20 protein-coding genes and 1 pseudogene are annotated in these 23,706 nt (G+C 62.4%); 10 read left to right on the forward strand and 11 right to left on the reverse strand.

The annotated features are described in order from the left end of the window. Nucleotides 1-583: 583 nt before the first annotated feature. The 5 genes from INQ48_43140 to INQ48_43160 all read left to right on the forward strand — a co-directional run bounded on the left by INQ48_43140 (nt 584) and on the right by INQ48_43160 (nt 7,830). Nucleotides 584-784 carry a hypothetical protein gene (locus INQ48_43140; GenBank protein QRF63419.1) on the forward strand — a complete coding sequence of 67 codons (201 nt, stop codon included), beginning with the start codon at nt 584-586 and terminating at the stop codon, nt 782-784. Then, nucleotides 781-5,268, forward strand: a complete 4,488-nt coding sequence (locus INQ48_43145) for an AAA family ATPase (protein ID QRF63420.1) — start codon at nt 781-783, stop codon at nt 5,266-5,268. Before INQ48_43140 ends, INQ48_43145 begins: the two co-directional genes overlap by 4 nt. Before the next feature lie 637 nt (nt 5,269-5,905). Then, entirely contained in the window at nt 5,906-6,655 is a 750-nt protein-coding gene (locus INQ48_43150; GenBank protein ID QRF63206.1) for a hypothetical protein, read from the forward strand. After that, nucleotides 6,634-7,350: a DNA recombination protein RmuC gene (gene rmuC / locus INQ48_43155; protein QRF63439.1), complete on the forward strand. Its 717-nt coding sequence runs from the start codon at nt 6,634-6,636 to the stop codon at nt 7,348-7,350. The genes INQ48_43150 and rmuC overlap by 22 nt, the downstream gene beginning before the upstream one ends. A gap of 54 nt (nt 7,351-7,404) precedes the next feature. After that, the gene (locus tag INQ48_43160) at nt 7,405-7,830 is read left to right on the forward strand and encodes a transposase (GenBank protein ID QRF63207.1); all 426 of its coding nucleotides are present in this window, start codon (nt 7,405-7,407) and stop codon (nt 7,828-7,830) included. Here the strand turns inward: INQ48_43160 and INQ48_43165 are convergent. Beyond that, nucleotides 7,787-8,889, reverse strand: a protein-coding gene (locus INQ48_43165; protein QRF63208.1) for an IS3 family transposase whose coding sequence is annotated in 2 segments (ribosomal slippage) — nt 7,787-8,643 and nt 8,643-8,889 — 1,104 coding nt in all. Because the reading frame shifts where the segments join, the coding sequence is not laid out codon by codon here. The genes INQ48_43160 and INQ48_43165 overlap by 44 nt on opposite strands. Nucleotides 8,890-9,019: 130 nt before the next feature. Between INQ48_43165 and INQ48_43170 the strand changes: the two are divergent. Continuing rightward, a pseudogene (locus INQ48_43170) lies at nt 9,020-9,960 on the forward strand (IS3 family transposase). A 237-nt stretch (nt 9,961-10,197) separates the two neighbouring features. Here the strand turns inward: INQ48_43170 and INQ48_43175 are convergent. The 10 genes from INQ48_43175 to INQ48_43220 all read right to left on the reverse strand — a co-directional run bounded on the left by INQ48_43175 (nt 10,198) and on the right by INQ48_43220 (nt 19,062). Further along, nucleotides 10,198-11,010, reverse strand: coding sequence for a tripartite tricarboxylate transporter substrate binding protein (locus INQ48_43175; GenBank protein QRF63209.1), 813 nt, complete (start codon nt 11,008-11,010; stop codon nt 10,198-10,200). A gap of 235 nt (nt 11,011-11,245) precedes the next feature. After that, nucleotides 11,246-12,067, reverse strand: coding sequence for an enoyl-CoA hydratase/isomerase family protein (locus INQ48_43180; protein QRF63210.1), 822 nt, complete (start codon nt 12,065-12,067; stop codon nt 11,246-11,248). Nucleotides 12,068-12,116: 49 nt separating this feature from the next. After that, nucleotides 12,117-12,476: an NIPSNAP family protein gene (locus INQ48_43185; protein QRF63211.1), complete on the reverse strand. Its 360-nt coding sequence runs from the start codon at nt 12,474-12,476 to the stop codon at nt 12,117-12,119. A 14-nt stretch (nt 12,477-12,490) separates the two neighbouring features. Further along, nucleotides 12,491-13,459, reverse strand: coding sequence for a tripartite tricarboxylate transporter substrate binding protein (locus tag INQ48_43190; GenBank protein QRF63212.1), 969 nt, complete (start codon nt 13,457-13,459; stop codon nt 12,491-12,493). A 17-nt stretch (nt 13,460-13,476) separates the two neighbouring features. After that, a complete protein-coding gene (locus tag INQ48_43195; protein QRF63213.1) occupies nt 13,477-15,636 on the reverse strand; it encodes a xanthine dehydrogenase family protein molybdopterin-binding subunit in 2,160 nt (719 codons plus the stop codon). Beyond that, nucleotides 15,633-16,097 (reverse strand): 2Fe-2S iron-sulfur cluster binding domain-containing protein, encoded by a 465-nt coding sequence (locus INQ48_43200; GenBank protein QRF63214.1) that lies wholly within the window; start codon nt 16,095-16,097, stop codon nt 15,633-15,635. Before INQ48_43200 ends, INQ48_43195 begins: the two co-directional genes overlap by 4 nt. Before the next feature lie 13 nt (nt 16,098-16,110). After that, nucleotides 16,111-17,046, reverse strand: a complete 936-nt coding sequence (locus tag INQ48_43205) for a 3-keto-5-aminohexanoate cleavage protein (GenBank protein ID QRF63215.1) — start codon at nt 17,044-17,046, stop codon at nt 16,111-16,113. A 101-nt stretch (nt 17,047-17,147) separates the two neighbouring features. Further along, nucleotides 17,148-17,285, reverse strand: a complete 138-nt coding sequence (locus INQ48_43210; GenBank protein QRF63216.1) for a hypothetical protein — start codon at nt 17,283-17,285, stop codon at nt 17,148-17,150. 69 nt (nt 17,286-17,354) lie between these two features. After that, nucleotides 17,355-18,260: a LysR family transcriptional regulator gene (locus INQ48_43215; protein ID QRF63440.1), complete on the reverse strand. Its 906-nt coding sequence runs from the start codon at nt 18,258-18,260 to the stop codon at nt 17,355-17,357. A gap of 196 nt (nt 18,261-18,456) precedes the next feature. Continuing rightward, nucleotides 18,457-19,062 carry a GntR family transcriptional regulator gene (locus INQ48_43220; GenBank protein ID QRF63217.1) on the reverse strand — a complete coding sequence of 202 codons (606 nt, stop codon included), beginning with the start codon at nt 19,060-19,062 and terminating at the stop codon, nt 18,457-18,459. Between the two features lie 186 nt (nt 19,063-19,248). On the opposite strand from INQ48_43220, the gene INQ48_43225 reads away from it, so the two are divergent. Genes INQ48_43225 through INQ48_43240 form a run of 4 tightly spaced genes read left to right on the forward strand, consistent with a single transcriptional unit; the run spans nt 19,249 to nt 23,429 of the window. Beyond that, entirely contained in the window at nt 19,249-20,625 is a 1,377-nt protein-coding gene (locus tag INQ48_43225; GenBank protein QRF63218.1) for an acyclic terpene utilization AtuA family protein, read from the forward strand. Continuing rightward, a complete protein-coding gene (locus INQ48_43230; GenBank protein QRF63219.1) occupies nt 20,618-20,923 on the forward strand; it encodes a DUF4387 domain-containing protein in 306 nt (101 codons plus the stop codon). The genes INQ48_43225 and INQ48_43230 overlap by 8 nt, the downstream gene beginning before the upstream one ends. Before the next feature lie 33 nt (nt 20,924-20,956). Next, on the forward strand, nt 20,957-21,949 hold the full coding sequence (locus INQ48_43235) for a tripartite tricarboxylate transporter substrate binding protein (protein ID QRF63220.1): 993 nt from the start codon (nt 20,957-20,959) through the stop codon (nt 21,947-21,949). Further along, entirely contained in the window at nt 21,942-23,429 is a 1,488-nt protein-coding gene (locus INQ48_43240; protein ID QRF63221.1) for a serine hydrolase, read from the forward strand. The genes INQ48_43235 and INQ48_43240 overlap by 8 nt, the downstream gene beginning before the upstream one ends. The last annotated feature ends 277 nt before the right edge of the window (nt 23,430-23,706 follow it).

Here is a 23,706-nt window from a genome sequence, read left to right on the forward strand (position 1 = left end):
GGAGTCGGCGTCGCCACAGGCTTGGCGCCCGACTCGGGCAGAGCGTGCTTCTGCAGCAGCGACCAATTCTTGTACGTTGGCTTCGGCCAGCTGCTGTTGCGCTTCGTGGAGGGGTATGGATTGCTCGCGCACCATGCGTTTGGCGGCGCGCTTGAGCTGCTCGATGCGAGCGGAAGTGAGGGAAGTAGCCATGGTTCAAGTCCAAGGTCACCTTGACGCGATGCGCCCACACATCGAGCCACTGTGACCATTGAGGTCGAACCAGGACTCTGGGTCTCACGCTGCCGCGAACGGCTTAGCCTTGTGGGCGGGCGAGCCGGCGGGCGGCTACTGCTCCACAGTGTAGCCCCGACGCTTGTATCGAACAGAGGCACAGCCCACCGATGGCGCCTTTTTCTCTTCCTCTCCCGTCGCGGACTGCCCTTATGAGCGTTGCCTGCGAGTAGAGAGCGGCAGTCCTGCACCCGGCGGGCGGTACAGCTAACCATTGGTTTAGGGGGCCCGCGCGCGGCAACAGGGAGGCGAGATGTTGCAAGCCGTAACCGTTCGTGTATCGTGCTCTTCTATACAGAACGAAGAAAAAATGGCCGCCGAAAAAACCGTCGCAGTCAGCTTCCGGGTGTCGCAGCGCTTCAAAGTCCTACTTGAAGCCACAGCAAAGCACGAGCATCGCAGCATGACCAACATGCTCGAAAGCCTGCTGTTCGACTACTGCAAGAAGCAGGGGCTGGATGAGCTTGTCCCGTCCGAAACGTCGGCGCCTTCATCGGGAGCAACCACTTGAACGAAGCCGCGCCGCGCGTACTCGACCTTCTCACCTACATCGAGCAGGTCGAGAAACTCAAAACTAAACCAGCCTTCTCCGTCCCGACGGACTACTTCGTCGCCCATCAGCACGAGCTCAAGGGCCTTCCAGAGCTGCAGTTCAACCTGCAGGTGGAAGGTGACGACGTATGGCTGCGGCTTCCTCGTCTCCAAGAAATTGCCGCGCCTGAACCCGATGAGACGCTGAAGCTGTGGATTACTCTCCCCAAGACGCCAGAAAAGAGCCCCGAACTAAGGAACGAAGTCGTTCAGTACGAGGGCAAGCGCGAGGTGGGCCGCGAGCGGCTGCGAGACCACCCGGAGGTCCAGGCCCTGTTCGATTGGTACGTGGAAAACCAATGGAAGCCCTGGGCTATGGCGGAGCGTCCTCGCCGCAAGACGATTGCTCGCTACAACCAGCTGTTTGCTCTCCAGCAAGCCATCGCGTCGGACGGCGCCGAAACTGCGCTCGAGTTGGTGTGGGGAATTGGTTTCGCCGCGTGGAAGAAGGAAGGGTTTGGTACACCCGTCAAGCACCCTCTCTTTGTCCAATCCTGCGAAATCGCGCTGAACGAGAAGACGTTCGACCTCGAAGTTCGCCCGCGCGACGTCGAAGCGCGCCTTGAAGCGGACTGCTACGCGGAGATGGAGCTTCCTGGCGTCAGACAGTTGGACGCCTTCTGGCGGAGCAGCCTGGCCACGGGTGCTCACCGGGTGAACCCATTCGAAGCATCCACCTTCGATGGGGTGCTGAAGGCCGCGGTTGGTCACCTCGACCCCTCGGGGGCCTACGAGGTGAGAACGGATGATGTGACGCCTCCGACGCCCGCTGAGAAGCTGAAGATTACGAACACCTGGGTGCTGTTCGGACGGAAGCGCTCCGGAGACATCTTTCTGGAGGACGTGCGCCGCCTTAAAAAGAGCGTTGAGGCAGCGACAACACTGCCCGGCGTCATTCGCAGCTTCGTCGAGCACGGCGACTCGTCGGTCAAGGTGCGACCTGAACAGCCGTTTCGGGGCCTGTCTTCCAGCGACAGCCAGCCGGGTGCCTTCGAGTTGTACTTCCCGATGCCGTACAACGACGAGCAGGTTTCCATCATCCAGAAGCTGGAGAGCAACGACGGAGTCGTCGTTCAGGGGCCGCCTGGCACCGGCAAGACGCACACGATTGCGAACGTCGTAGCCCACTATCTTGCGAACGGGAAGCGTGTTCTTGTCACCGCCAAGGGCGAATCTGCTCTGGCAGTTCTCCAAGACAAGCTGCCGGAGCGCATTCGTCCGCTGAGCGTTTCCCTGCTCTCCGACGAGCGCGACGGCATGAAGCAGTTCGAGCACTCGATCCAAACCATCGCATCCGAAGTCGCATCCATCAATCCGACACGAGCTCTGGCCGCAATCTCAGCCGCTGAAGAGAAGCTGAACCAGCTGCACGCAAAGATTGCCAACGTCGACCAGACAGTCGCGGCGTTTGCGTCCAAGCACATGCGCAACTACATCTTCCAAGGACGGGAGGTGACGCCGGAGGAGATGGCGAAACTCGTGCTTCAGGACGCTGAGAAGCATCAATGGTTTGATGACGAGCCGACGGCCGCGGGGGACAAGCTGCCATTCGGGGATGCAGACATCTCGGCGCTGCGCGACGCACGCATGAAGGCGGGCCAAGACATCCTGTACCTGAGTGCCTCCCTGCCCTCTCCGGACGACTTCCCCGCTTGGTCAGAACTGCAGGGCTTGCACCGCGACCTGGTGAAGGCCCGGTCCATCGAAGCGAATGTTGCTCACGGGAGCATTCTCCGGTTGGTGGACTCTCGGTTCGAGACGTTCGAGAAGGCGCAGCAGTTGCAGGCCTTCCTGGACGCGCGCGTGGCCTGCAAGAGCAAGCTCAAGAGCCCGGGCTTGTCGTGGCTTACGACGCTGGGCCAACGCATGGCTGATATGCACCCTGACGACCCGCTGCTCACGGCGCTGCTGGAGACTTGCCAGCAGGTCCAGCAACTTGAGGCTACGCGACGTCAGCTCGTATCGAAGGCGGTGCAAGTCCCGGCTGACGCAGAACTCAACGCTGACTTCAAGCAAGCCGTGGCACGCATGGTCTCGGGCAAGAGCGCATTCGCCCTGCCCTTCGGCAGCGGCGACGCTCGCAAACTCGTTGCGGCGGTCACCGTCTTGGGCACGGCGCCGGCAGCAGCGGCAAAGGCTGAGTGGAGCGAAGTCCAGCGCATGCTGGACTGGCGAAGCGAGGCTCGCAAGGTTGTCGCCCGTTGGAACTCGATGTCCGAGGAGTTTGGTCTCGAACCAGCGGAGGGCTTCGAGGTTGGGTTCAAGAAGCTCGCGCTGGACCAAGCCCATGTCGACGATATTCGCCAGCTCGTATTCGAGTTCGACGCCCACATCACCGGACGCGTTGCTGCGGTGTTCGGCAGGCCGATTGCCGACCGACTCGTCGACGAAGATGAGCCATTCCTAAAGACGATTTCGGAGAGCTTGCAGGCGCACGTCGACAAGGGCCGGCTGGCCTACGCGATGAAGCGCGTCAAAGAGCTCATACAAAAGCTCGAAGGCCGTAGTGGTGGGATGGTGAACGAGCTGCGCGAGTTCCTGACGAACAACCTGGGGCGAGCGACCGCTGATGAGGCTGTGCTGCAAACCATGTGGGGCGCGCTGCAAGACGAGCTGAGGCGGCTGACTGCCTTGCGCCCGGCACTCGACGAGATTGGCCGGGTCGGAGCAGCGCTGCAGGCCGCCGGCGCCAAACTCTGGGGCGCTCGTGTGCGCACTGCCGCAGCTTCCCCCGACCACGACCCGCTAACGCCCGCCACCTGGCTGGACGCCTGGAACTGGCGGCTGGCCGTCATATTCCTCGAGCGCATCGACGGGCATCGCAAGCTGCGGGAATTGTTTGCCGAAAGGAAGACACTCACCACGGCGCTGGCCCGGACGTACCAGGACCTGGTCGCTGAGAAGACGTGGCTGGGCGTCTTCAACAATTCGCCTGACAACGTTCGGCAGGCGCTGCAGGCGTACCTGAACGCTGTGCAAGCAATGGGCTCCGGTACCGGCGTCCGCGCCATCCGTCACCGAGCGACTGCCCGCGCAGCGATGCTGCGGGCTTATCAGGCGGTACCCTGCTGGGTGCTTCCTCATTGGCGAGTGTCCGAGACACTGCCACCCGAAATCGGTTTGTTTGACCTCGTCATCGTCGACGAGGCATCCCAGTCGGACATTTGGGCACTGCCAGCTCTGCTGCGCGGCAAGAAACTTCTTGTCGTGGGCGACCACAAGCAGGTGTCTCCGTCGGCGGTCGGCACCGCAGAAGAAAAAATCAAAGAGCTCAGCAACCGCTTCCTGAACAACCAGCCGCACGGCTCTGAGATGACGCCGGACAAGTCCATCTACGACTTGGCCAAGGTTGTCTTCGCTGGTAACTCGGTGATGCTCAAGGAGCATTTCCGCTGCGTTCCGGCCATCATCGAGTTCTCAAACAGGGAGTTCTATCAAGGGGACATCCGCCCCTTGCGACTGCCCAAGGCGAACGAACGGCTGGACCCTCCGCTAATCGACGTTTACGTCAAGGGCGGCTACCGCAAGGGAGATACGAACCCTGCCGAAGCGAAGGCCATCGTCGACGAAATCGAGGCGCTGCTGGCAGACCCGCAATTCGATGGAAGGACCATCGGTGTCGTCACCTTGATGGGGCCAACGCAGGCTGCCTACATCCAGGCGCTGGTCAGCAAGCGACTGGCGCCGTCGGACATCTTGGCCCGCAAGATTGCGGTTGGTCCGCCCCCGGTGTTCCAGGGCCGAGAGCGCGACATCATGATGGTGTCCATGGTGCTGGACCCCAGCAACCGCGCGGCACAGCACAAGGCCGACATGCTGCAGCGGTTCAACGTGGCCTTGTCACGCGCCCGCGACCGGATGTACCTGTTCAGGTCCGTGACCGAGTCGACATTCGGCGAAGACACCTTGAACTCTCGGCTCATCCGGCACTTCCGACAGCCGTTCCGGCAGGACGCCCGCAAGGTGCTCGCTCTCCGGGACCGGTGCGAGTCTGGCTTCGAGTTCGAGATGTTCGACGAACTCGTGAAGCGAGGCTACCGTGTCGAGCCGCAGGTTCCATGCGGCGGTTACCGAATCGACTTCGTCGTCGAGGGCAACGAAGGTCGCCGCCTTGCCATCGAATGCGATGGCGACCGGTTCCACGGGCCAGGGCAGTGGTCAGACGATATGGCGCGACAGCGGGTGCTCGAGCGCGCTGGTTGGACGTTCTGGCGGTGCTTCGCTTCGAGCTTCGTTCGTCGCCGCGAGGCAGTCCTTGCTGATTTGGTCGAGACCCTCGACCGCCTGGGAATCGAACCTCTGGGCTCGGAGTCCGTGGACAACACGGTGTGGGTCCACAGCAAGGAGGTCGACCCCTTTGGTGTTGAAGAGGCCGACACGGCCGAAGAGCTGGAGGCGTCGTAACCCATGGCTCCCATGGCTCGTCCTCTCATGCAGAAAGGCATCACCGAGTTGGAGGCGATGTTCGGCGCCGCGCAAGGTGACGCTCGAGTCCTCAAGCAACTGGAAGCAGAACTTCGGCACCGTCAGGTGCCCCGGGCACTGACTCTGTTGGACAAGGTGCAACGGGTGCTCTCCACGGCTGCCCCGCCAGCCCCGCGTTCCATAGAGCCACCGCGGCAGCCTGCGGCGGCGAAGGTCGCACCTCAACCTGAGTTGTGGCCTCCTGTAGTGCCACCGCCTCCTACCCCCGTACCGCGAGAGCCAAAGCCATCTCCGACCGGTCAGGTCGGTGCGCAGCCTCCCGCGGCGCCCTCGCCAAGCTTCTCGGTAGAAGCGGCGTACCAGATGTTGAAGGTGCCCCCGACGGCCTCTTGGGAGGCAATCGAGCTTGCTCGTCGAAAGCTCGTCGATTTGGCCCATCCGAGCCGCGTGGCGGCGCTGGCTGCAGACAAGCGAGCCGCCGCTCAAGAGATAGCCCGTCAGGCGAACGCCGCCTACACCGCCCTGCACCTCTCGCGGACGACGGCCAGCTGAAGACTACAGGAAATTATTTAGCGGTTGTATATTTATACAGCTTCGTGTTCTGTCAGGACCATCCATGAACCAGCCTCTCCTCTTCGCCGGTGTCGCGGCTATAGCCCTTCTCGTCGGGCTTGTCGTAGGTTGGTTTGCCGGTCGAGGGCGCTCTGCTTCCCTGGTTGCGGCCGCGTCCACAGAGGCCAAGGCAGGCGTTCAAGGCGAACTAGCCACCCTGACGGAGCGGGCCAATGGCCTGGCGGCTTCACTGGCAGACGAACGTCTACAGCATTCGGCGTCTAAGCAGAGCCTCGGGGCACTGCGCTCCCAGCTGGACACCGCTTCCAACGAAATCGCCACGTTGACCGAGCGGTCCCGGCGCGTACCGGCGCTGGAGGCTGAGATTGGGACGCTGGAAACCGCCGCCGTGGCACGTGAAGCGGAACTGCGTCAGGTTTCGACCGCCAACGCACAAAGCTCGGAGCGAGCCGCGCAGCTTGCTCAGCAGCTCGCGGACGTGAACCGCGACCTGGACGAAGCTCGTGGGCAACTGCAGTCCACAGCATCCGCGCTGCATCAATCGAACGAAGCACGAGCGAGCTTGGAAGAGCAAGCACGCCGCGTCCCTACGCTGGAGGGTGAGGTCACCACGTTGAGCGCAGCTCTCGAAGGTCGTGAGGCCGAGTTGCGTCAACTGTCGACCACGAATGGCCAGAACGCTGAACGCGCGACCCAGCTCGGTCAGCAGCTTGCGGACAAACTACCCTGCTCTCCGAAACACAGCAGCGTCTCGAAACCGCATCCAGCGCGCTGCAACAATCTAACGAGCTGAAGGCCGCTCTCGAGCAGCAGGCGCTACGCGTCCCTGGCTTGGAGCAGCAGCTGACCGACCTGTCGGCTGCGCTGACCGCAGCGCGGGACGAGTTGGCTGGGGTGCGAGAGTCGACCGGCAGCGAAATCGCACGGCTTGCGGCCGAACTGGCCGCCGAGCGCGAGGCCTTGGGCCTGACTCGCCAAGAAGGAGGCGACGCACGGACTGCCGCATCGAACGCCGAAGCGCGCGTCGCGGAGTTGACTACTGAACTGACCGAGCTGCGCACGCGCACCGACGATGAACGGACGCACTCGGAGGAGAAACTGCAGATGCTTCTCCAGGCGCGTGATGCTCTGTCCGACCAGTTCAAAACGCTGGCTAGTGAAATCTTGGAAGAGAAGTCCAAGCGCTTCGCCGAGCAGAACCAGACAAATCTTGGGCAGCTTCTCGACCCACTCCGCACTCAGCTTTCCGAGTTCAAGGGCAAAGTTGAAGAGGTCTACGTCCAGGAGGGCAAAGACCGCTCGGCTCTGTCCGAGCAAGTGCGTCAGCTGGTCGCTCTGAACCAGGCGCTTAGTGAAGACGCCAAGAGCCTGACGCAGGCGTTGAAGGGTCAGGCCAAGACACAGGGCAACTGGGGCGAGCTCATCCTTGAGCGTGTCCTCGAAGCTTCGGGGCTGCGCAAGGGCTTTGAATACAAGGTGCAGGACTGAAGCGCCCCGGCTTTGAACTGACCCCCAGAAGTTGGACAAACTTCAAAGGGTTCCATGAGGAAGTACGAAACAAAGTTCAAGCTCAAGGTGGTTGAGAGCTTTCTGGCTGGAGACGGCGGCGCGAAGCTGCTCGCGCGGCGTTGGTCAGTGTCCGAGGAGAAGATTCGGACTTGGGTCAGCCACTATCGGCTGCACGGAGTGGCCGGCCTGCAGCCAAAACGCAGCGCCTACACTGCTGATTTCAAGCTCCAAGTGCTGGCGCATCAAGATCGTGAGAGGCTCTCCAGCCGGCAGGTTGCTGCGATCTACGATATTCGCAATCCGAACCAGGTTGTCGTATGGCGGCGCGCCTTCGATGGCGGCGGTGCCGCGGCACTCGAGGGCAGCAGAAAGGCGCATTCTATTGACCTGCCCGGTTTAATCGAGACAGTTTTTCCTAGAAGACGGCGGGTTGCAGGTCTTGGCGGGGTTGCTGTTTGAACTCCGCCGGGGTCAAGTATTGCAGGCTGCTGTGCGGACGCACCTCGTTGTAGTGATTGCGCCAAGCTTCGATCAGGACAGCGGCTTCGCGGCGCGAGCGGAACCACTCGATGGATAGGCACTCGTCGCGGAACTTGCCGTTGAAGCTCTCATCGGTGCCGTTCTGCCAGGGCTTGCCCGGATCGTTGAGCACGGTGGCGATGCCCGAGCCCGAGATCCACTCCAGGATGGCCTGGCTGACGAACTCGGGCCCGTTGTCCGAGCGCATGAACAGCGGCGCCCCATGCAGGCTCACCAGGCGCGACAGCACCTCGATCACGCGCTTGGAGCGAATGGCGCCCGCCACGTCGATGGCCAGGCACTCGCGGGTGTATTCATCCACGACGGTCAGGCACTTGATCTGTTGGCCGCTGGCCGTGGTGTCGAAGACGAAGTCATAGGCCCAGACCATGTTGGCCTTGAACGGTGTGTGGATGCGTGGGCGCACCGAGGCGATGCGCTTGCGCGGGCGCTTCCTGGGCACCAGCAGGCCCGCCTGGCGCCACAAGCGATGCGTGCGCGACCAGCTCAACTCGAAGCCACGGCGGCGCAAGAACACGCGGATGCGGCGGTAGCCGTAGCGGGGGTACAAGGCCGAGAGTTCCTTCATCGCCGCGAGCACCGGTGCATCCTTGGCCGGCAGGCGCAGCTCGTAGCTGGGCGTGGCCCGCGACATGCCCAGCAGCCCGCAGGCACGACGCAAACTCAGGCCCCGTGCGCGCACGAAGGCCAGTTGCTCGCGCCGCGCCAGCGGGCTCACCATTTTTTTGTGTTGATCTCCTTGAGGATCTCGATGTCCAGATCCCGCTCGGCAAGCAGCTTCTTCAGGCGGCTGTTCTCAAGCTCCAGGGCCTTGAGCCGTTTGACGTCCGCTGCCTCCATCTGGCCGAAGTGCTTGCGCCACGCATAGATGGTGGCGTCGCTGACCTTGTGCTTCTTGGCGGCCTCGGCCACCGTGGTGCGATCTGCTTCGCGCAGGATCGTGACCATTTGCTCTTCCGTGAATCGACTCTTCTTCATGGGCTCCTCTTCGGGCGGGAGCCATCTTCCTAGAAATCAATGTCTCGGAGAAACCGGGCAGGTCACTATGAAGGCTGGCAAGCAGAATTCAGAGCTGCTGGACACGGACAGCGCCAGCTCGAACCGTGCGTTGCGTGAAGAAGTTGAACGACTGCGCGCGGAGGTAGCCTACCTAAAAAAATTGGAGGCCTTGGTTCGAGCCAATCGGCAAGCTGCGCAGAAAAAGCGCAAGCCGTTCTCGAACTGAGGCCAGACTACCCATTGCCGGTTCTGTTGACCGCGGCGCGCTTGTCGCGCAGCACGTTTTACTACCAAGTTAAGGTCTTGGAGACCGGTGACAAGCACGCGGGCTTGAAATCGCGCATCAGGGCCGTTTATGAGCGTCACAAGGGTCGTTACGGCTATCGGCGCATCACAGCCGAGCTGCGTCAGTCGGGCCAGGCGGTGAACCACAAGACCGTGCAGCGGTTGATGGACGGTCTCGGCCTGAAGTCGCTGGTTCGGCCGAAGAGATATCGCTCCTACCGGGGCGAGTCCGTCTCATCGCCGAATGTGCTTGATCGCCAGTTCGACGCAGCGCGGCCGAACGAGAAATGGGTGACTGACGTGACCGAATTCAATGTCCGCGGCGCAAAGCTTTACCTGTCACCTGTCATGGACCTCTACAACGGCGAAATCGTGACCTTCGAGATGCAGGAGCGACCCCTGTACTCCCTTGTAGGGAACATGCTCAAGAAGGCGCTCTCGAAGCTGAAGGGACGGGCCGCTGCGCCACTGCTGCACTCCGATCAGGGATGGCACTATCAAATGCCTGCCTACCGCAAGCAACTCAGCGCTCACGGGCTGAGGCAAAGCATGTCACGCAAAGGCAATTGCCTGGACAACGCCGCCATGGAGAGCTTCTTCGGTACGCTCAAGTCCGAGTTCTTCTACCTCAACAAATTCGCCGACATTGAAGAATTGAAGACCGGCCTACGCGGCTACATTCACTACTACAACCATGATCGCATCAAGCTCAAACTCAATAGCCTGAGCCCGGTGCAGTACCGAACTCAGGCATCGAGATGCTAGCTCCCAACCGTCCAACTTCTGGGGGTCAGTTCAAAGCCGGGGCGATTCAGCGCGCCTATCCTTCTCGCCAAAGGTGCTACGGGATCGCTGTCGATTTGCTAACTCCGTCCAGTCCCTAGCGCGACTACTGAGTTGATACTCGGCTCTGGATTTAAAACTCAGCCTAAAATTACTTAAGCGATCTTTGTGCAGCGGGAGTCGTTGTCGCCGTCCAAATCAGAAAGTGCAGAAAGATCGTCACTGCCGAAGATCCAATTTCGCATCGGAAATTATCTTGCTCCACCGCTGGTGTTCTGAACGAATGAACGCTTCAAATTTTTTTGGCGTCGACGCCTCAAGTTCTACTGCTTGATCTTTAAGGCTAGCGGCAACGTTGGCGTCACTAACTGCTCTTGAAACAGATAATTGAAGTCTGTCGATAATTTGAACTGGAGTAGCCGCCGGGACAACCAGCCCCATCCATGCACTTGAGTTGAGTTGAGGAAAGCCTCCCTCAGCGGTGGTGGGAATAGCGGGCAGCGTCATTGTCCGATGGTCCCCTGTCAGGGCCAATGCCTTTATCTTTCCGTGCTGGATCAGCGGGACGGCTGCGCCTGCCGCAAACACAAGCAAATCGGTCTGTTCGCCCATCAGGGCACTGAGCGCTGGAGCGCCTCCTTTGAAAGGGACATGCAGCACGTCGATCTGGCTCAGCATCTTGAACTGCTCCATAAGCAGGTGGCCTGAACTTCCGGCCCCAACCGAGGCGTACGACAGCTTGCCTGGCTCCTTCTTGGCCTGTTTGACAAAGCCCTGCAGATCATTGAAAGAAGCCTTGGGGTAGGTGGCAAATACAAGCGGCACCCTCCCAACCAAGGAGATAGCCGCAAAATCCTTGAACGTGTCGTACTTCAGACCTGGATAGATCAAGGGATTAACCGCATGGGTGTCGAACACCATCAGCAAGGTGTGCCCATCCGCCGGTGATCGGGCGACAAATTCTGTGCCGATGGTGCCTCCAGCACCGGGGCGATTGTCGATGATTACAGGCTGGCCCAGGTCATCAGCCATCTTCTGCCCAACCTTCCGAGCTGTAATGTCCACGATTCCGCCCGCCGGGAATGGCACAACGATTCGGACGGGACGATTGGGGAAACTTTGGGCGACGCTCGCCGCTGCAAATGCAGTCGCACAAGCCAAAAGGGCCCATTGCCAAAATCTCGTGAGGGTTGAGCTATTGCGTGAAGGGGGAGTGTTTAATAGCATGGTTTTTTAGTCTCCGAATAATTTATTGTCGGTGCTCTGCTTATCGACCTAGGTACGATGCCTTTCTCTTTTCGCGAAAGGCTACTAACGCTTCGTCAACGTCATAGCTGTATTCCAAAGAGGTTCGAAGAGCCCATGACAGCTGATGAGCGGCTGCGTCTCCCGCGCTGACCTGCAGCTGTGCGACACGTTTCGCGCCCCTTAGCCCGAGTGGCCCCTTGGCCGCGATTTGCGCCGCGATGCCTGACGCATGGGCCTGCAACTTCCCTGAAGGCACAATCTCGGTTACCAGACCGATGCGCAGCATCTCGTCCGCGGCAACCTCCCGCCCCGTTGCCATGATCTCGAGTGCCCGGCCCGCGCCGACGATGGATGTCAGACGGACCGGCGCTCCGGCCCCGGGAAAGCAGCCGTAGCTGGTCTCATGGAAGGCCAGCGACGCATGGTCTGCGCATAGCCTGAAATCGCAGGCCAGCGCCAGCTCCCCGCCACCGGCGCGGACGGCCCCATTGAGGGCCCCGATGACGATCTGCGGCAGCGCCTGCAGCCCGTCGAATGCGTCGTTGGCCAGCTTGACGATGGCAAGAATGTCTTCCTTCGAGTAGCCCGCACGCAGCTCGGCGTTGAAGATCCCCGACGAGAAGTGCTCGACCCCTTCCGCCGAAACGACGACGCAATTCGTGCGTGGATCGACAGCCAGGGTCTGCGCGATCTGGGCGATGTGCGCCAGCGAGGCCGGCGTCAGGCGATTGTTTTCCGGCTGCCGGTCGATCATCAGAAAGGCGACGTTGTCGACAAGCCTGAAGTGGATGTCGGAGTCTTGCCGAAGATCGTCTGCGAGACTTCGGGTATAGGTTGGCATGTTCTCTTCCTTGTGACGTGGATCGATGGGTCGCCAGCGTGTCGCCGCCTCAGCTCGGGAGGTCCGGCAAGGGCTGGCGTTGCTCTTTGTACATCCGGACCATGGGGCTGAAGGCAGCCGCGACCAGAATGCGGTTGCGCTGCGTGACGATCAGCGGGCGCACCAGGGCCGTCTGGGACGACCAGTCCGGGTGGCTTGCCAACCGTGCGCGTCGCCGTTCCCGGTCGGCCATGTCGTCGTACGCCCAGAGATGGACCACCTGGTTCAGCGTACCGACCTCCGTGTGGAAGTAACCCATGAAGCCGCCGAGCATCACGCGTTGGAGCGGCAGCAGCTGGGTTTCCACGATCTTCAGGTACTCCGGCGCCTTGCCGGAGTGGAGCGTGTAGGTTCTTTCGTCGATGATCATGTGGCTCGAGCGGCTCAAAGATCGATGGAGATGTGCGTGCGCTGCCCCAACCGCGAATACACCTCCATCTCTTTCGAGATCGCCTCCTCCGTCGCTGCGGCGTTCTTGAACAGCGGCGTGACCGCGGCGTCGGAAAGGCGCGATTGAAGCTCCTGCTCCTTCATGACCTTCTCGACTGTCTCGCCAAGCCGTCGCACGACGTCCGCAGGGGTGCCAGCGGGCATCGACAAGCCCAGCCAGGTTTCGAATTCGAAGCCCGGGCTGGGCTCCGCCAAAGCGGGGACGTCTGGCAGTTGCGGCACCCGCGCGCGGGTCGTCACAGCCAGTGCCTTCAAAGCGCCGCTCTTGATCTGTCCGATCGCGGAGCTGAGCCCGACCACGGAGACATCGACCTGGCCACCGATCAGGTCCGCCAGTGCGGGCCCTGTCCCTCGATAGGGCACGTGCATCCAGTCCACGCCGAAGGCCTCCTTGATGAGCTCGGCACCCAGCTGCGCCGGCGAGCCGTTGCCAGCCGATGCGTAGGCGAACTTTCCGGGCGACGCCTTGGAGGCCTCCATGAACGCCTTGAAACTTCCATACGGCACCCGCTTGGGGTTCACCACCACGACCAGCGGGACCGAGGCGAAGGTGGCGACATGCCGGAAGTCTTTCGCGGCATCGAACGGCGGCTTCTTCGCCAAGGCGGAAGCGATCGGCAGCGCGCCTGAGCTCACGAGCACGGTGTAGCCGTCCGGCGTCGCGCGTCGCACTTCCATAGCGCCGAGCGTGCCGCCCACGCCCCCGCGGTTCTCGACCACGAAAGGCTGCCCTGTCGCGCGACCCAGTCGCTCCGCCAGGATGCGCGTGGGTCCGTCGAAACTTCCGCCAGGCGGATAGGGCAGGATCAGCTTGACCGGCCGCTCCGGATAGTCGGCCGCCAACGCCGGCCCGCACAGTGCCAGCAGCCCAAGGCCCGCGGCCACGAGAATCTTCTTCCACATGTCAATGTCTCCTGTTATTAACTCGAAAAAGCGGCAAGGATCCGCTCGGGTGTGATGGGCACCTCCCGGATCCGAATGCCGAGCGCGTCGAAGACCGCATTGCCGATGGCCGCGGCAGTGGGCCCCTGGGCCGCCTCCCCCGCCCCGACCGAAGGCTGATCGGGCCTGTCGATGAGCGAAACCTCCACCTTCGGAACTTCCGAAAAACCGAGGATCGGATAGTCCTCCCAGCTGCGCGTGGTTACTTCGGTGCGCGAGAACTGCACCGACTCCTTGAGCGTCCAGCTGCAACTCTGGATCACGCCCCCCTCGATCTGATTGCGCACCCCGTCCGGGTTGACCACCATGCCCACGTCCACGGCCACCGAGACGTCCAGCACCCGGATACTCTCCTCGGCGAGCAGGCGCACCGCCACGGCGCACCATGCGCCCGTGTTCTTGTACCGGGCGTAGGCGAGGCCTCGTCCCATGCCTTCAGGACGCGGGTCGTTCCACCAGGGCGCGCCCTCCACCGCCCGCTCGATGACTTCCTTCGCGCGCTGATCGCTCAGATGCTTCAACCGGATCGCGACGGGGTCCTGACCAGTCTCCGCCGCGATTTCGTCGAGGAACGACTCCATCGCAAAGATGTTCGTGTAACCGCCGAGCGCCCGGATGGCCGATGCCCGGATCGGCATCTCGAGCAACCTGTTCGCCACCACGGTGATGTTCGGGATGTCGTATAGGGGCACCGCGTTGCGGTCTGCGCCGCCGCCTGCACTCGCGGGAGGGTCGAGCGACACCGGCGCAGCGAAGCCGTTCTCGATCTCGCTCGCAGCGAGAAAAGAGAGTGAGCCGGCGGCCGAGCGGCCCGGTCGAGAGGTGTACCCGTTCGACCAGATCGTGTGCTCCAGCGCGACGAGCTGCCCCTGGGGGGACACGTCCGCCCTGATATCCACGAGATGGGCCGGACCCAGAGGACCGCAGCTCAGTTCGTCGGCACGCGACCAGAGCACGCGCACCGGCAGTCCCGCGGCGGCCCGGGCCAGCAACACGGCGTCGAACGCGACGTCGTCCGCCGGATTGTGCCCATAGCATCCGGAGCCTTCGACATGATGGACGGCCACCTTCGCAGGCCTCGCGTCGGCATGGTTGCGCTGCAGAAAGACCTCCAGGTCGGCCTTCACGTTGAAGATTCCCTGGCTGTGCGTCCAGACGTCGAGCGACTCGTCCGTCCACCTGGCTAGCGCGCACGATGGCCCGATCGACGCATGGGCGATGAACGGCCTGGCGTAGGTCGCGCTGAAAGACCTGGAGGACTCGACGTGCCCCGGATCGGGTTGCCCGTGTCGCTCGGCGACGACCCTCTTCTCGCAGGGAGCGCGGCGCAGGTAGTCCACGAGCGTGCCCCAGTCCGGGAGCGAGGCGGGGATGTCCCAATGCGCCAGCGCGGCCAGCTGCGTCGCGGCGCGTATCGCAGCCTCCTCGCGCTGTGCCAGTACGCCGAGGAACGAGCCGTCACGCACCACCGTGACGTCCGGGCATGCGGCGCGCAGTCCGTCCATATCGACGTCCCGCAGCCGTGCCCCCGGATTGGCCACGCGGACGACGCGCCCGTGTAGCATCTGTGGCAGGACCATGTCCTGGATGAAAGAGGGCTGGCCGAAGATCTTGCGCGTGAGGTCGTCGCGTTGAACCGGGCTGCCGACCAGTTCCAGATCGGCCATCGGCCGTGTGGGCGCCGTCGGCGAGACGGGTTGCGCGAGAAGGTCCTGGACTCCGAGTTGCCAGTAGCTGCTCGTCGCATCCGACGATGACGATCCGAACCGGCCGCCGCGGATGGACACGGCATGCGCAGCCTGGTCGAAGCGCTCGCAGTACATCGCCATCGCCACTTCACGCAGCGTCGCGCAAGCGTGCCGGATCGCCGCCCCCGAGTGCTGCACCGAGTAGCTGCCGGAGGTCACGCCTTCGTCGGGACTGGTCTCGGTGCTGACGGGCACCATGCGAACCTGGTCGAGGCTCACGCACAGCTCATCGGCAGCGACCTGCCGAAGCGCGGTCCCTATGCCCTGCCCGATCTCGACCTTTCCGGCTTTCACGGTGACCACGCCATCGTGTTCGAGGGACAGCCACTGGCTCAGTAACGGGTTCTTCTCCAGGCTCCCCTGCGAGAATCCGCGGGCCTGCGCGGTCATGCTTGCTCCCGCAGGGTTGCCTGGGCCCGCAGCACCGCCTTCACCATCCGCCCGTGCGCTCCGCAACGACACAGGTGGCGATCCAACGCGGCCCGGATCTCGCCTTCCGTTAGGGGTCGCCCCGTGTCGAGCAGCGCAGCCGAAGTTACGAGGATGCCGCTCAAGCAATAGCCGCATTGGCCCGCCTGCTCTTCGACAAAGGCGGACTGCACGGCGTGCGGGCGCTCTGGCGAGCCCAATCCGCGCACAGTGGTGATGTTCTTGTCTTCCAACGCCCACAGGGGCAGATCGCAGCTCGTGGTTGGCTTGCCATCCACGAGCACGGTGCAGGCGCCGCAGTACCCCTCGCCGCATCCGATGCGAACGTCGCACAGGCCGAGCTCGTGCCGCAGCGCATACGCCGCCTTCGTGGACGTTGCGTTCGTCAACTCTACGCTTCGACCGTTGACACAGACCTTCATGGTGGCATGGGCCTCAGAACGCTACCTTCTCGGCGCCCTTGAGCGCTAGCATCTGCCGTGCTTCGTCGGGGGTTGCCACCGCCAGCGACAAGCTTTCGATGATGGTTCGGATGCGACGCACCTGGTCGGCATTGCTGCGGGCCAGCTGCCCGGGGCCGTCCCACAGCGAGTCCTCGAGTCCGACACGAACGTTCCCGCCCATGGCGAGCGACGTGGCGGCGATCGGCATCTGCGCGCGTCCGGCACCAAGGACCGACCAGAGATAGTCGTCCCCGAAGAGGCGATCGGCCGTCCGCTTCATGTGGGCCACGTCTTCCGGATGCGCACCGATGCCGCCAAGCAGGCCGAACACCGACTGGATGAGCAGCGGCCCCTTGAGAATCCCGCGGTCCAGGAAATGCGCTGCCGTGTAGAGGTGCCCGATGTCGTAGCACTCGATCTCAAACCGCGTGCCGTTGTCGGCGCAGGACTCGAGGATGTACTGGATATCGCGGAAGGTGTTCTTGAAGACGATGCCTGCCGAGTTCTCCAGGTAGGAGCGCTCCCAGTCGTGCTTGAACTCGCCGAACCGCGTCAGCATGGGATACAGCCCGAAGTTCATCGACCCCATGTTCAGGGAAGCCAGCTCCGGCTTGAGCTGGAGCGCTGGCTGCAGGCGATCCTCCACCGTCATGCTGGTCGATCCACCGGTCGTCAAGTTGATGACGGCGTCGCAGGAGGCTTTGATCTGCGGCAGGAATTCCCGGAACAACGCGGGGTCCTGGACCGGCACGCCGGAGACCGGATCCCGCGCATGGAGGTGCACCACGCTCGCCCCGGCCTGCGCCGCCGCGATCGATTCGCGTGCGATCTGCTCGGGGGTGATCGGCAGGTGAGGTGACATGCTCGGCGTATGAATCGAGCCGGTGATGGCGCAGGTGACGATGACTTTTCGGGATTTCGAGGACATAGGGATGCTTTCGGTCGGGTCTTGATCGATCGCGAGCACCGGACGAGCCGACGTCGCGCACCCAGCACCGGCAGTGCTGTGCGTGGGCGGAGGGTGAGCTATCAGCGCGAGAAAGGATGAGGAAGGTCGCCGAACAGGCCGCTGCGCAACCGAAGCGCATCGACATTGATCGCTTTGTCCACGGCGTTCATCTCGGCCTGGATGCCGCGTGAACTGCCTTGATTCTTCATCCTCTTCATGGTGGCTGTCTCCTTTGCAGAGAATTATTCAGCCACAGCCGTCTCAAAACAATGAGACAGAATTCAAAATCATTCTGTTGATTTTCTGACAGAATCGACGAAGTCGAGGAACGCTCGCACTGTCCGAGGTGTGTGATGCTGCTTGTGGTAGTACACGTTCCAGCACGAGCGAGGTGGGGACCAGTCGTCAAGAAGTACGATCAGCAAGCCATCTGCAATGAAGGGCGCTGCAAGCTGCTGCGCGATAAAAGCGATGCCAACGCCCTGGAGCGCCGCTGAAAGCGCCAAGTTGCGTTCCGACACGACCAGCGTCCCTTCGACGGCAACCGAGTGCGTACGCCTTCCTTTGCGGAACTCCCACTTCCCCACGCCGCCGCTGCCGTGTTGACGCCAGCTGATGCAGCGGTGAGTCAGAAGATCGGGTGGTTTTGAAGGCGCGCCACATTCTGCAAGGTAAGCTGGTGAGGCGACGGCTACATAACGCATGGGGGGGCCCACCGGCAGCGCCACGACATCGTTGTCCAGCTCTTCGGTCAGCCTCATGCCCAGATCGAACCCGTGCTCGACGATGTTGACGAGCGCGTCGTCCACAGTAACGTCCAGGACGATATCCGGGTAAGCACTTCGGAAGCGCCCGAACAAAGGTTCCAGGAATACGCGAGCCGCCAGCCTAGGCAGGTGGAGGCGAAGCGTCCCAGTCGGTGAGCCGCCCAAGTTGCCGAGGTCCGTGACGGCTGCGTTGATTTCGCCGAAGGCAGGCTTGATGCGAGCATGCAAGCGCGCACCAGCGTCGGTGGGCGAGAGACTTCGAGTCGTACGGTTAAGCAAACGTGCGTTGACCCGCTTTTCAAGCCCTCGGATTACCTGACTGAGGGCCGAGGGACTAAGGCGCAGTTGCTCAGCCGCTCTCTGGAAGCTTCCCTGCTCCAGCACGGCTATAAACGCACTCAATTCAAAGTACTCAGCTCCTCGCATGGCCTTTTCGCATTTTGTCGATGCGAGCATATCCCAGGTGAGCGTCCAGTCATCCCATCCTGACCGGACAAGCGCGGCTCACTTGGCCTGCAGCTGTACTCCGACGTAGGCTACGTACTCCACGAGTTGAGGGCGGCCAGCAGTAGGTATCTCTCGGGGTCAGTTTCCACACGCCGGCACCGACGGACTCGCATTTTTATAGACTGCGATACTGACCACTGAGTTTTGCGATGATCGTCTGGCGCACTTGGTCGATGTGTTGCTCCATCGCACTACGCGCTGCATTCGCATCTCCGGTGGCTAACGCTTCGACAATGGCGAGGTGCTCCCGCATGACGTCATGCCGGCGCGACGGCAAACGGCCGAAACGAAACATCGACGTACGCGTGCGCAGGTTTCGGATCATCTCTTCCAGGACCGGATTGCCCCCTGCCGCAGCGATCACCGTGTGCAAATCCTCGTCGTCCTGAGCCTCCGGCACAGCAGCACCCGGTGGCAGACCTAGCACCGCGTGCGCACGGCTGCGCAGCCGCTCAAGTTCGGTGGATGGGATGCGACCTGCGGCCAAGCTTGCAGCCTCGCTTTCAAGCACGCGTCGCACATGCAGGATGCTGATGTATTCCTCGATCGGCAATGCCCGCACCACAAGCGTTCCGGAGCGTTGCCGTTCCAACAGCCGCTCGCCCTCGAGGCGCCGGAAAGCCTCGCGCAGCGGGGTCCGCGAAATGCCGAGTTGAAGCGCGAGCTGCCTCTCCGCAATGACCTCGTTCGGAGCCAACTCGCCGCTGAGGATCATGGCCATGAGCGACCGGTGCGCGCGCTCGGAGAGCGGCTGAGCGTCCTCGGCGTCAGCGTGTTCAAGGACATCGGGCACAGCTGGCACGGGCGACTTCGAAGGCATCCTGGAAGTATCCCACCGCCGTCGGACCATCTGCATGCAGGTGGTATACCATTTGACGACCAATGGAATTTTGTTTACGCTAGGTGCATGATTTCCTCCTCCACCATAAATGTCCTGGTGCCGACCGGCGCCCTCGGCGCTGGCATCCGAGCTGAAGACGTGGACGCCGGCCTTGCGGCTGGCGCCCATGCGATCGCCTGCGATGCCGGATCCACCGACAGTGGCCCGGCATACCTCGCGCAAGCCAGATGCAAATACTCGCGCGCCGCCATCAAAGCAGACCTCGCCATCCTCATGCGCGCTCAGGCGCGCTCCAGGGTGCCACTGCTGATCGGCTCGTGCGGCACCTCCGGCTGCGACGAAGCCGTCGACTGGACGCGTGACATAGCACTGGAGATCGCGCAGGAACAGGGACTTGAGCCGCGCATCGCCCTGTTGTACTCAGAACAGGCGCCGGCGCAGATGCAGCGCGCTGCGCAGCGCGAGGCCATCCGCCCACTCCCTCCGATCACCACGGTCGACCCGTCAGCTTTCGTGCAGTGCGATCACATCGTCGCTCTCATGGGGCCTGAGCCCTACGTGGCCGCTCTCGAGGCGGGCGCGGACATCGTCCTCGGGGGGCGCACCACCGACACCGCCGTCCTGGCGGCAGTTCCGCTGATGAGGGGCATGAGCGAAGGCGCAGCCTGGCACGCGGGGAAGATCGCCGAGTGTGGGGGGCTGTGCGCAACCAGCCCACGTGAAGGCGGCGTGATGGTGCGTGTCGGCGTCGATTTCTTCGATGTGGAGCCCCTGCGTTCGAGCAACCGGTGCACGCCGTACACCGTATCGGCGCACATGCTCTACGAAAACAGCGACCCGTTCCTGCTGACGGAGCCCGGCGGCGTACTGGATGTGTCGCAAGCAAGCTATCGGGCGCTCGACGAGCGCAGCGTTCGCGTGACAGGGTCGCGTTTCGTTCGCACGCCCTACACGATGAAACTGGAAGGGGCCGCCGCCTCGGCGTACCAGACGATCATGCTAACGGGCATCCAAGATCCCAAGCCTCTCGCCGATCTTGGGCCCTTTCTCTCGCGCATGCATCAGGCATTGACTGCGAGGGTGGAGGAGACCCTGGGTGCCGCCGCGGGCAGCTATGACATTTCATTGCGTCCCTATGGATGGAATGCTGTGACTGGCATCGAGGAGGACTTTGTCCCGCGGGAGATTGGATTGCTGTTCGTTGCGACCGCGGCAACGCAGGATATGGCGACACAGATCGCCAAGACCTGCAATCCGTTGTTCTTCCACATGCCCGTGCACCGGGAAGCAGAGCTACCGAGCTATGCCTTTCCCTTTTCACCGGCGGAGATCGAGCGCGGGGCGGTCTACGAGTTTCGCCTCAACCATGTCATCGAGGTAGACGATCCGCGCGAGCTGGTCCGCACCACCTTCATCAACCTCGGAGAGAAAGCCCATGCCTAAGCTGATGGATGTCTGTCGACACGTCCGTTCGAAGAACGCCGGACCGTTCTGGATCACCGTAGATCTCTTCTTCAAGGATGCCGAAGCCTACTCCCAGCACGTCGATGCTCTCGCGCTTCAGCCCGAGGCTGTAGCGCGCGTCTTCGGTATCCAGTCTTCCGCCGTCAAGCGCTTTCCGGTTCCAGATCTCGATGTGCTGAAGCTCTCGTTTCCCCGCAAGGTTCCGCAAGGGGGAGTCCTTGAGCGCGACATGCACGGAGGGCAGCAGTACGTCCGACTTCTGTCCATCGAGCTCTGACCTCCACCACCGATTCCCGCCCCTATGAACGCCATGAATCGCTCCCCAATTTCACGCCGAGCCCTTGTCCTCCGCTCCCTCGCGACGCCTCTCCTGGGCTTGCCGCTGGGCGCCTTCGCGCAGCACGCGTGGCCCAGCCGTGCAGTACGGCTGCTCACCGGCACGCCCGCAGGCGACTCCACCGATGCCAGCGCACGACAGATCGCGCAGCGATTGTCTATAGCCCTCGGCCAGTCCGTTTTTGTCGAAAACAAGCCCGGTGCGCACGGCTTCATTGTCAGCGAGACTGTCAAGAATGCGCCCAAGGATGGCTACACGTTGCTGATGTCATCGGGAGGCCAGATGGCGATCAATCCCTCGCTGTACAGGAAGATGCCCTACGACCCGGTCAAGGACTTCGTTCCCGTGATTCAGATCAATAACGGCTTCCTGTACCTTGCGGTCAACAACGAAGTACCGGTAAAAACCGTGACGGAATTCATCGCATACGCGAAGGAACGGGCGGGCAAGCTGAACTACGGCTCTGGGGGCAGCGGGACGACGCAGCATCTCACGATGGAACTGCTGAAGAAGCGGGCAGGCCTGTCGATCTCCCATGTTCCCTATCGCGGCTCTCCCCTCGTGCTTCAGGACCTGATGGGGGGTTCCATCGATTGCGCATTCGACGCGGGTGCGTCGATCCTGCCACAGGCCCGACAGGGCAAGGTGCGTTTGATCGGCGTCACCAGCCCCACCCGCCTGCCCTCCTCGCCGGAGGTGCCCACCTTCATCGAGCAAGGGCTGAGCGGTTTCGAGTCTCGCGTGTGGTCCGGGCTGTTCGCACCTACGGGCACGCCGCCGAACGTGGTGCAGCGCCTGAACCGCGCGGTGAACGACATGCTTCGCGACCCCTCGTTCATCGACTTCATCCATCGCTCCGGCGGTGAGCCTGCGGGCGGGAGCAGCGAAGCGCTCGCAAGCTTCTTGTCAGCGGAAATCGCCAAGTGGGCGCCTGTGGTGCGCGAATCGGGAGCGCAGGTTGACTGACTGGACCAGCGACCCCATCTGTACGCCCAATGCGCCGTTTCAGGATGGCCTTCCACGCGCCCGCGCTGAGGAAAAGGGCCTGAACCCACGGGCCATCGAGGCTTTCATCGAAGACGCAGAGAGGCTCGGTGTCGTTTTTAACAGCCTCATGGTGTGGCACTCAGGTCACGTGATCGCCGAGTCCTGGTGGTGGCCATACCGCGCCGACCGCCCTCACATGATGCATTCGGCCACCAAGAGCTTTTTGTCAGCCGCGGTGGGCATTGCTCTGGCCGAAGGCCGCTTCGGCTTGCAGGATCGCGTGGTCGATTTCTGCCCGCAACACTTGGTTCAGCCAGCCGACGCCCGCCTCGCGCGCATGACGGTCGAAGACCTGCTCACGCAGACCTGCGGTCACGGCCATGGCACGTCTGGCGCCCAATGGCGAAGCATCTCCACAAGTTGGATCGCGGAGTTTTTCAAGATTCCGGTGGTCTTCGAGCCAGGCACGACGTTCCGCTACACGAGCGCGACGAGCTTCATGCTGTCCGCCATCATCACCCAGACCACGGGACAGAGCACGCACGCCTACCTGCAGTCGCGCTTCTTGCAGCCAATGGGTATTCGTGGGTTGCAGTGGGACATGGGTCCCGAGAACGTCAATCCGGGCGGCAATGGGATCAGTTGCACCACTTCCGATTTGCTGAAGCTCGCAATCGTGCATTTGAACGAGGGCCAATGGAACGGAGCGCAACTCCTGCCGGCTGACTGGATCCGCCGCGCTACGTCGCCCTTGCGCGGCAATCCGTATGGCTACCACTGGTGGGCAGGGCCGAGCAACAGCTTCTATGCGTACGGCGTGTTTGGACAGTTCGCGATGGTCTTTCCGGAACACGATGCAGTCGTCGCCATCACCAGCGCCACGCCGCCAGGCGAAGAAACATTGCGCTCCGTCATCTGGCGGCATTTCCCAGGCGCCCTGTCGATGGTGGGCGTTCCCGGACTGCGAACAAACGCCCCGGCCCCCATACTGCCGGACCATTCGGCTTGCCGCGCATCGCCGCCGGCACACCTACGCCAGGACTCACCCACGATCGCCTTGGTTCATGGGAAGAGGTACGTCGCATCGCCCAACGACGACGGCATCTTGTCTGTTCGACTCGCGTTCGACGCCGTTTGCTGTCGACTCCACATCGAAGACGCGCGCGGCGATCACCTGATTCAAGTGGGACTCGACGACTGGCTCGAAAGTGAGACGACACTGAGCGGCGCGGCACTCCATCATGGCTACGAACCCGGCTCGATGCGCGTCATCGCGGCGGGTGCTTGGGCGGCGCCGGACCGCTTCGTTGCCCAACTACGATTCGTGGAAACATCGTTTTGCGACGAACTGGTGCTGAGCTTCGATGACCGAGAGATGAGGCTTGAGCGTCGGGTCAACGTCAATTCCCGCCTGACCTATCGCCCCGTCGTGTCGCTGCAGCTTCTGCAGGAGAACTAAGTCATCGCACACGCAGCGTTTTGAATCAGCTGCCTCTGCCACGAGGCGCGACATGGCGTTCACGCCAATGAGCCAGCTACACTGATTTTGCGCCGTATCTCACGCGAGGCGCGCTGTCGAGCAAGGCGCATAGCGCTTCACCGCATCCGCATCCCAGACCATCCCGTAGCCCGGCCGCTCCATGGAACAGGTGTGGAAAATATTCGACGCGCGCGCGTGCGGATCTCACAAAGTGCTTGGGCTCTCGCCTTCGCCGCCGCACCGCTACTCCGCCCTG

The sequence above is a fragment of the Variovorax paradoxus genome, from assembly GCA_016806145.1.
GTDB lineage: Bacteria > Pseudomonadota > Gammaproteobacteria > Burkholderiales > Burkholderiaceae_C > Variovorax.

Coding starts and splice junctions, on each gene's coding strand:
- INQ48_43185 (QRF63211.1), bottom strand. CDS start 12,476: ATGATCATCGACGAAAGAACCTACACGCTCCACTCCGGCAAGGCGCCG.
- INQ48_43180 (QRF63210.1), bottom strand. CDS start 12,067: ATGCCAACCTATACCCGAAGTCTCGCAGACGATCTTCGGCAAGACTCC.
- INQ48_43205 (QRF63215.1), bottom strand. CDS start 17,046: ATGTCCTCGAAATCCCGAAAAGTCATCGTCACCTGCGCCATCACCGGC.
- INQ48_43190 (QRF63212.1), bottom strand. CDS start 13,459: ATGTGGAAGAAGATTCTCGTGGCCGCGGGCCTTGGGCTGCTGGCACTG.
- INQ48_43140 (QRF63419.1), top strand. CDS start 584: ATGGCCGCCGAAAAAACCGTCGCAGTCAGCTTCCGGGTGTCGCAGCGC.
- INQ48_43175 (QRF63209.1), bottom strand. CDS start 11,010: ATGGCTGATGACCTGGGCCAGCCTGTAATCATCGACAATCGCCCCGGT.
- INQ48_43200 (QRF63214.1), bottom strand. CDS start 16,097: ATGAAGGTCTGTGTCAACGGTCGAAGCGTAGAGTTGACGAACGCAACG.
- INQ48_43210 (QRF63216.1), bottom strand. CDS start 17,285: ATGAAGAGGATGAAGAATCAAGGCAGTTCACGCGGCATCCAGGCCGAG.
- INQ48_43225 (QRF63218.1), top strand. CDS start 19,249: ATGATTTCCTCCTCCACCATAAATGTCCTGGTGCCGACCGGCGCCCTC.
- INQ48_43150 (QRF63206.1), top strand. CDS start 5,906: ATGAACCAGCCTCTCCTCTTCGCCGGTGTCGCGGCTATAGCCCTTCTC.
- INQ48_43160 (QRF63207.1), top strand. CDS start 7,405: ATGAGGAAGTACGAAACAAAGTTCAAGCTCAAGGTGGTTGAGAGCTTT.
- INQ48_43195 (QRF63213.1), bottom strand. CDS start 15,636: ATGACCGCGCAGGCCCGCGGATTCTCGCAGGGGAGCCTGGAGAAGAAC.
- INQ48_43235 (QRF63220.1), top strand. CDS start 20,957: ATGAATCGCTCCCCAATTTCACGCCGAGCCCTTGTCCTCCGCTCCCTC.
- INQ48_43230 (QRF63219.1), top strand. CDS start 20,618: ATGCCTAAGCTGATGGATGTCTGTCGACACGTCCGTTCGAAGAACGCC.
- INQ48_43220 (QRF63217.1), bottom strand. CDS start 19,062: ATGGCCATGATCCTCAGCGGCGAGTTGGCTCCGAACGAGGTCATTGCG.
- INQ48_43215 (QRF63440.1), bottom strand. CDS start 18,260: ATGCGAGGAGCTGAGTACTTTGAATTGAGTGCGTTTATAGCCGTGCTG.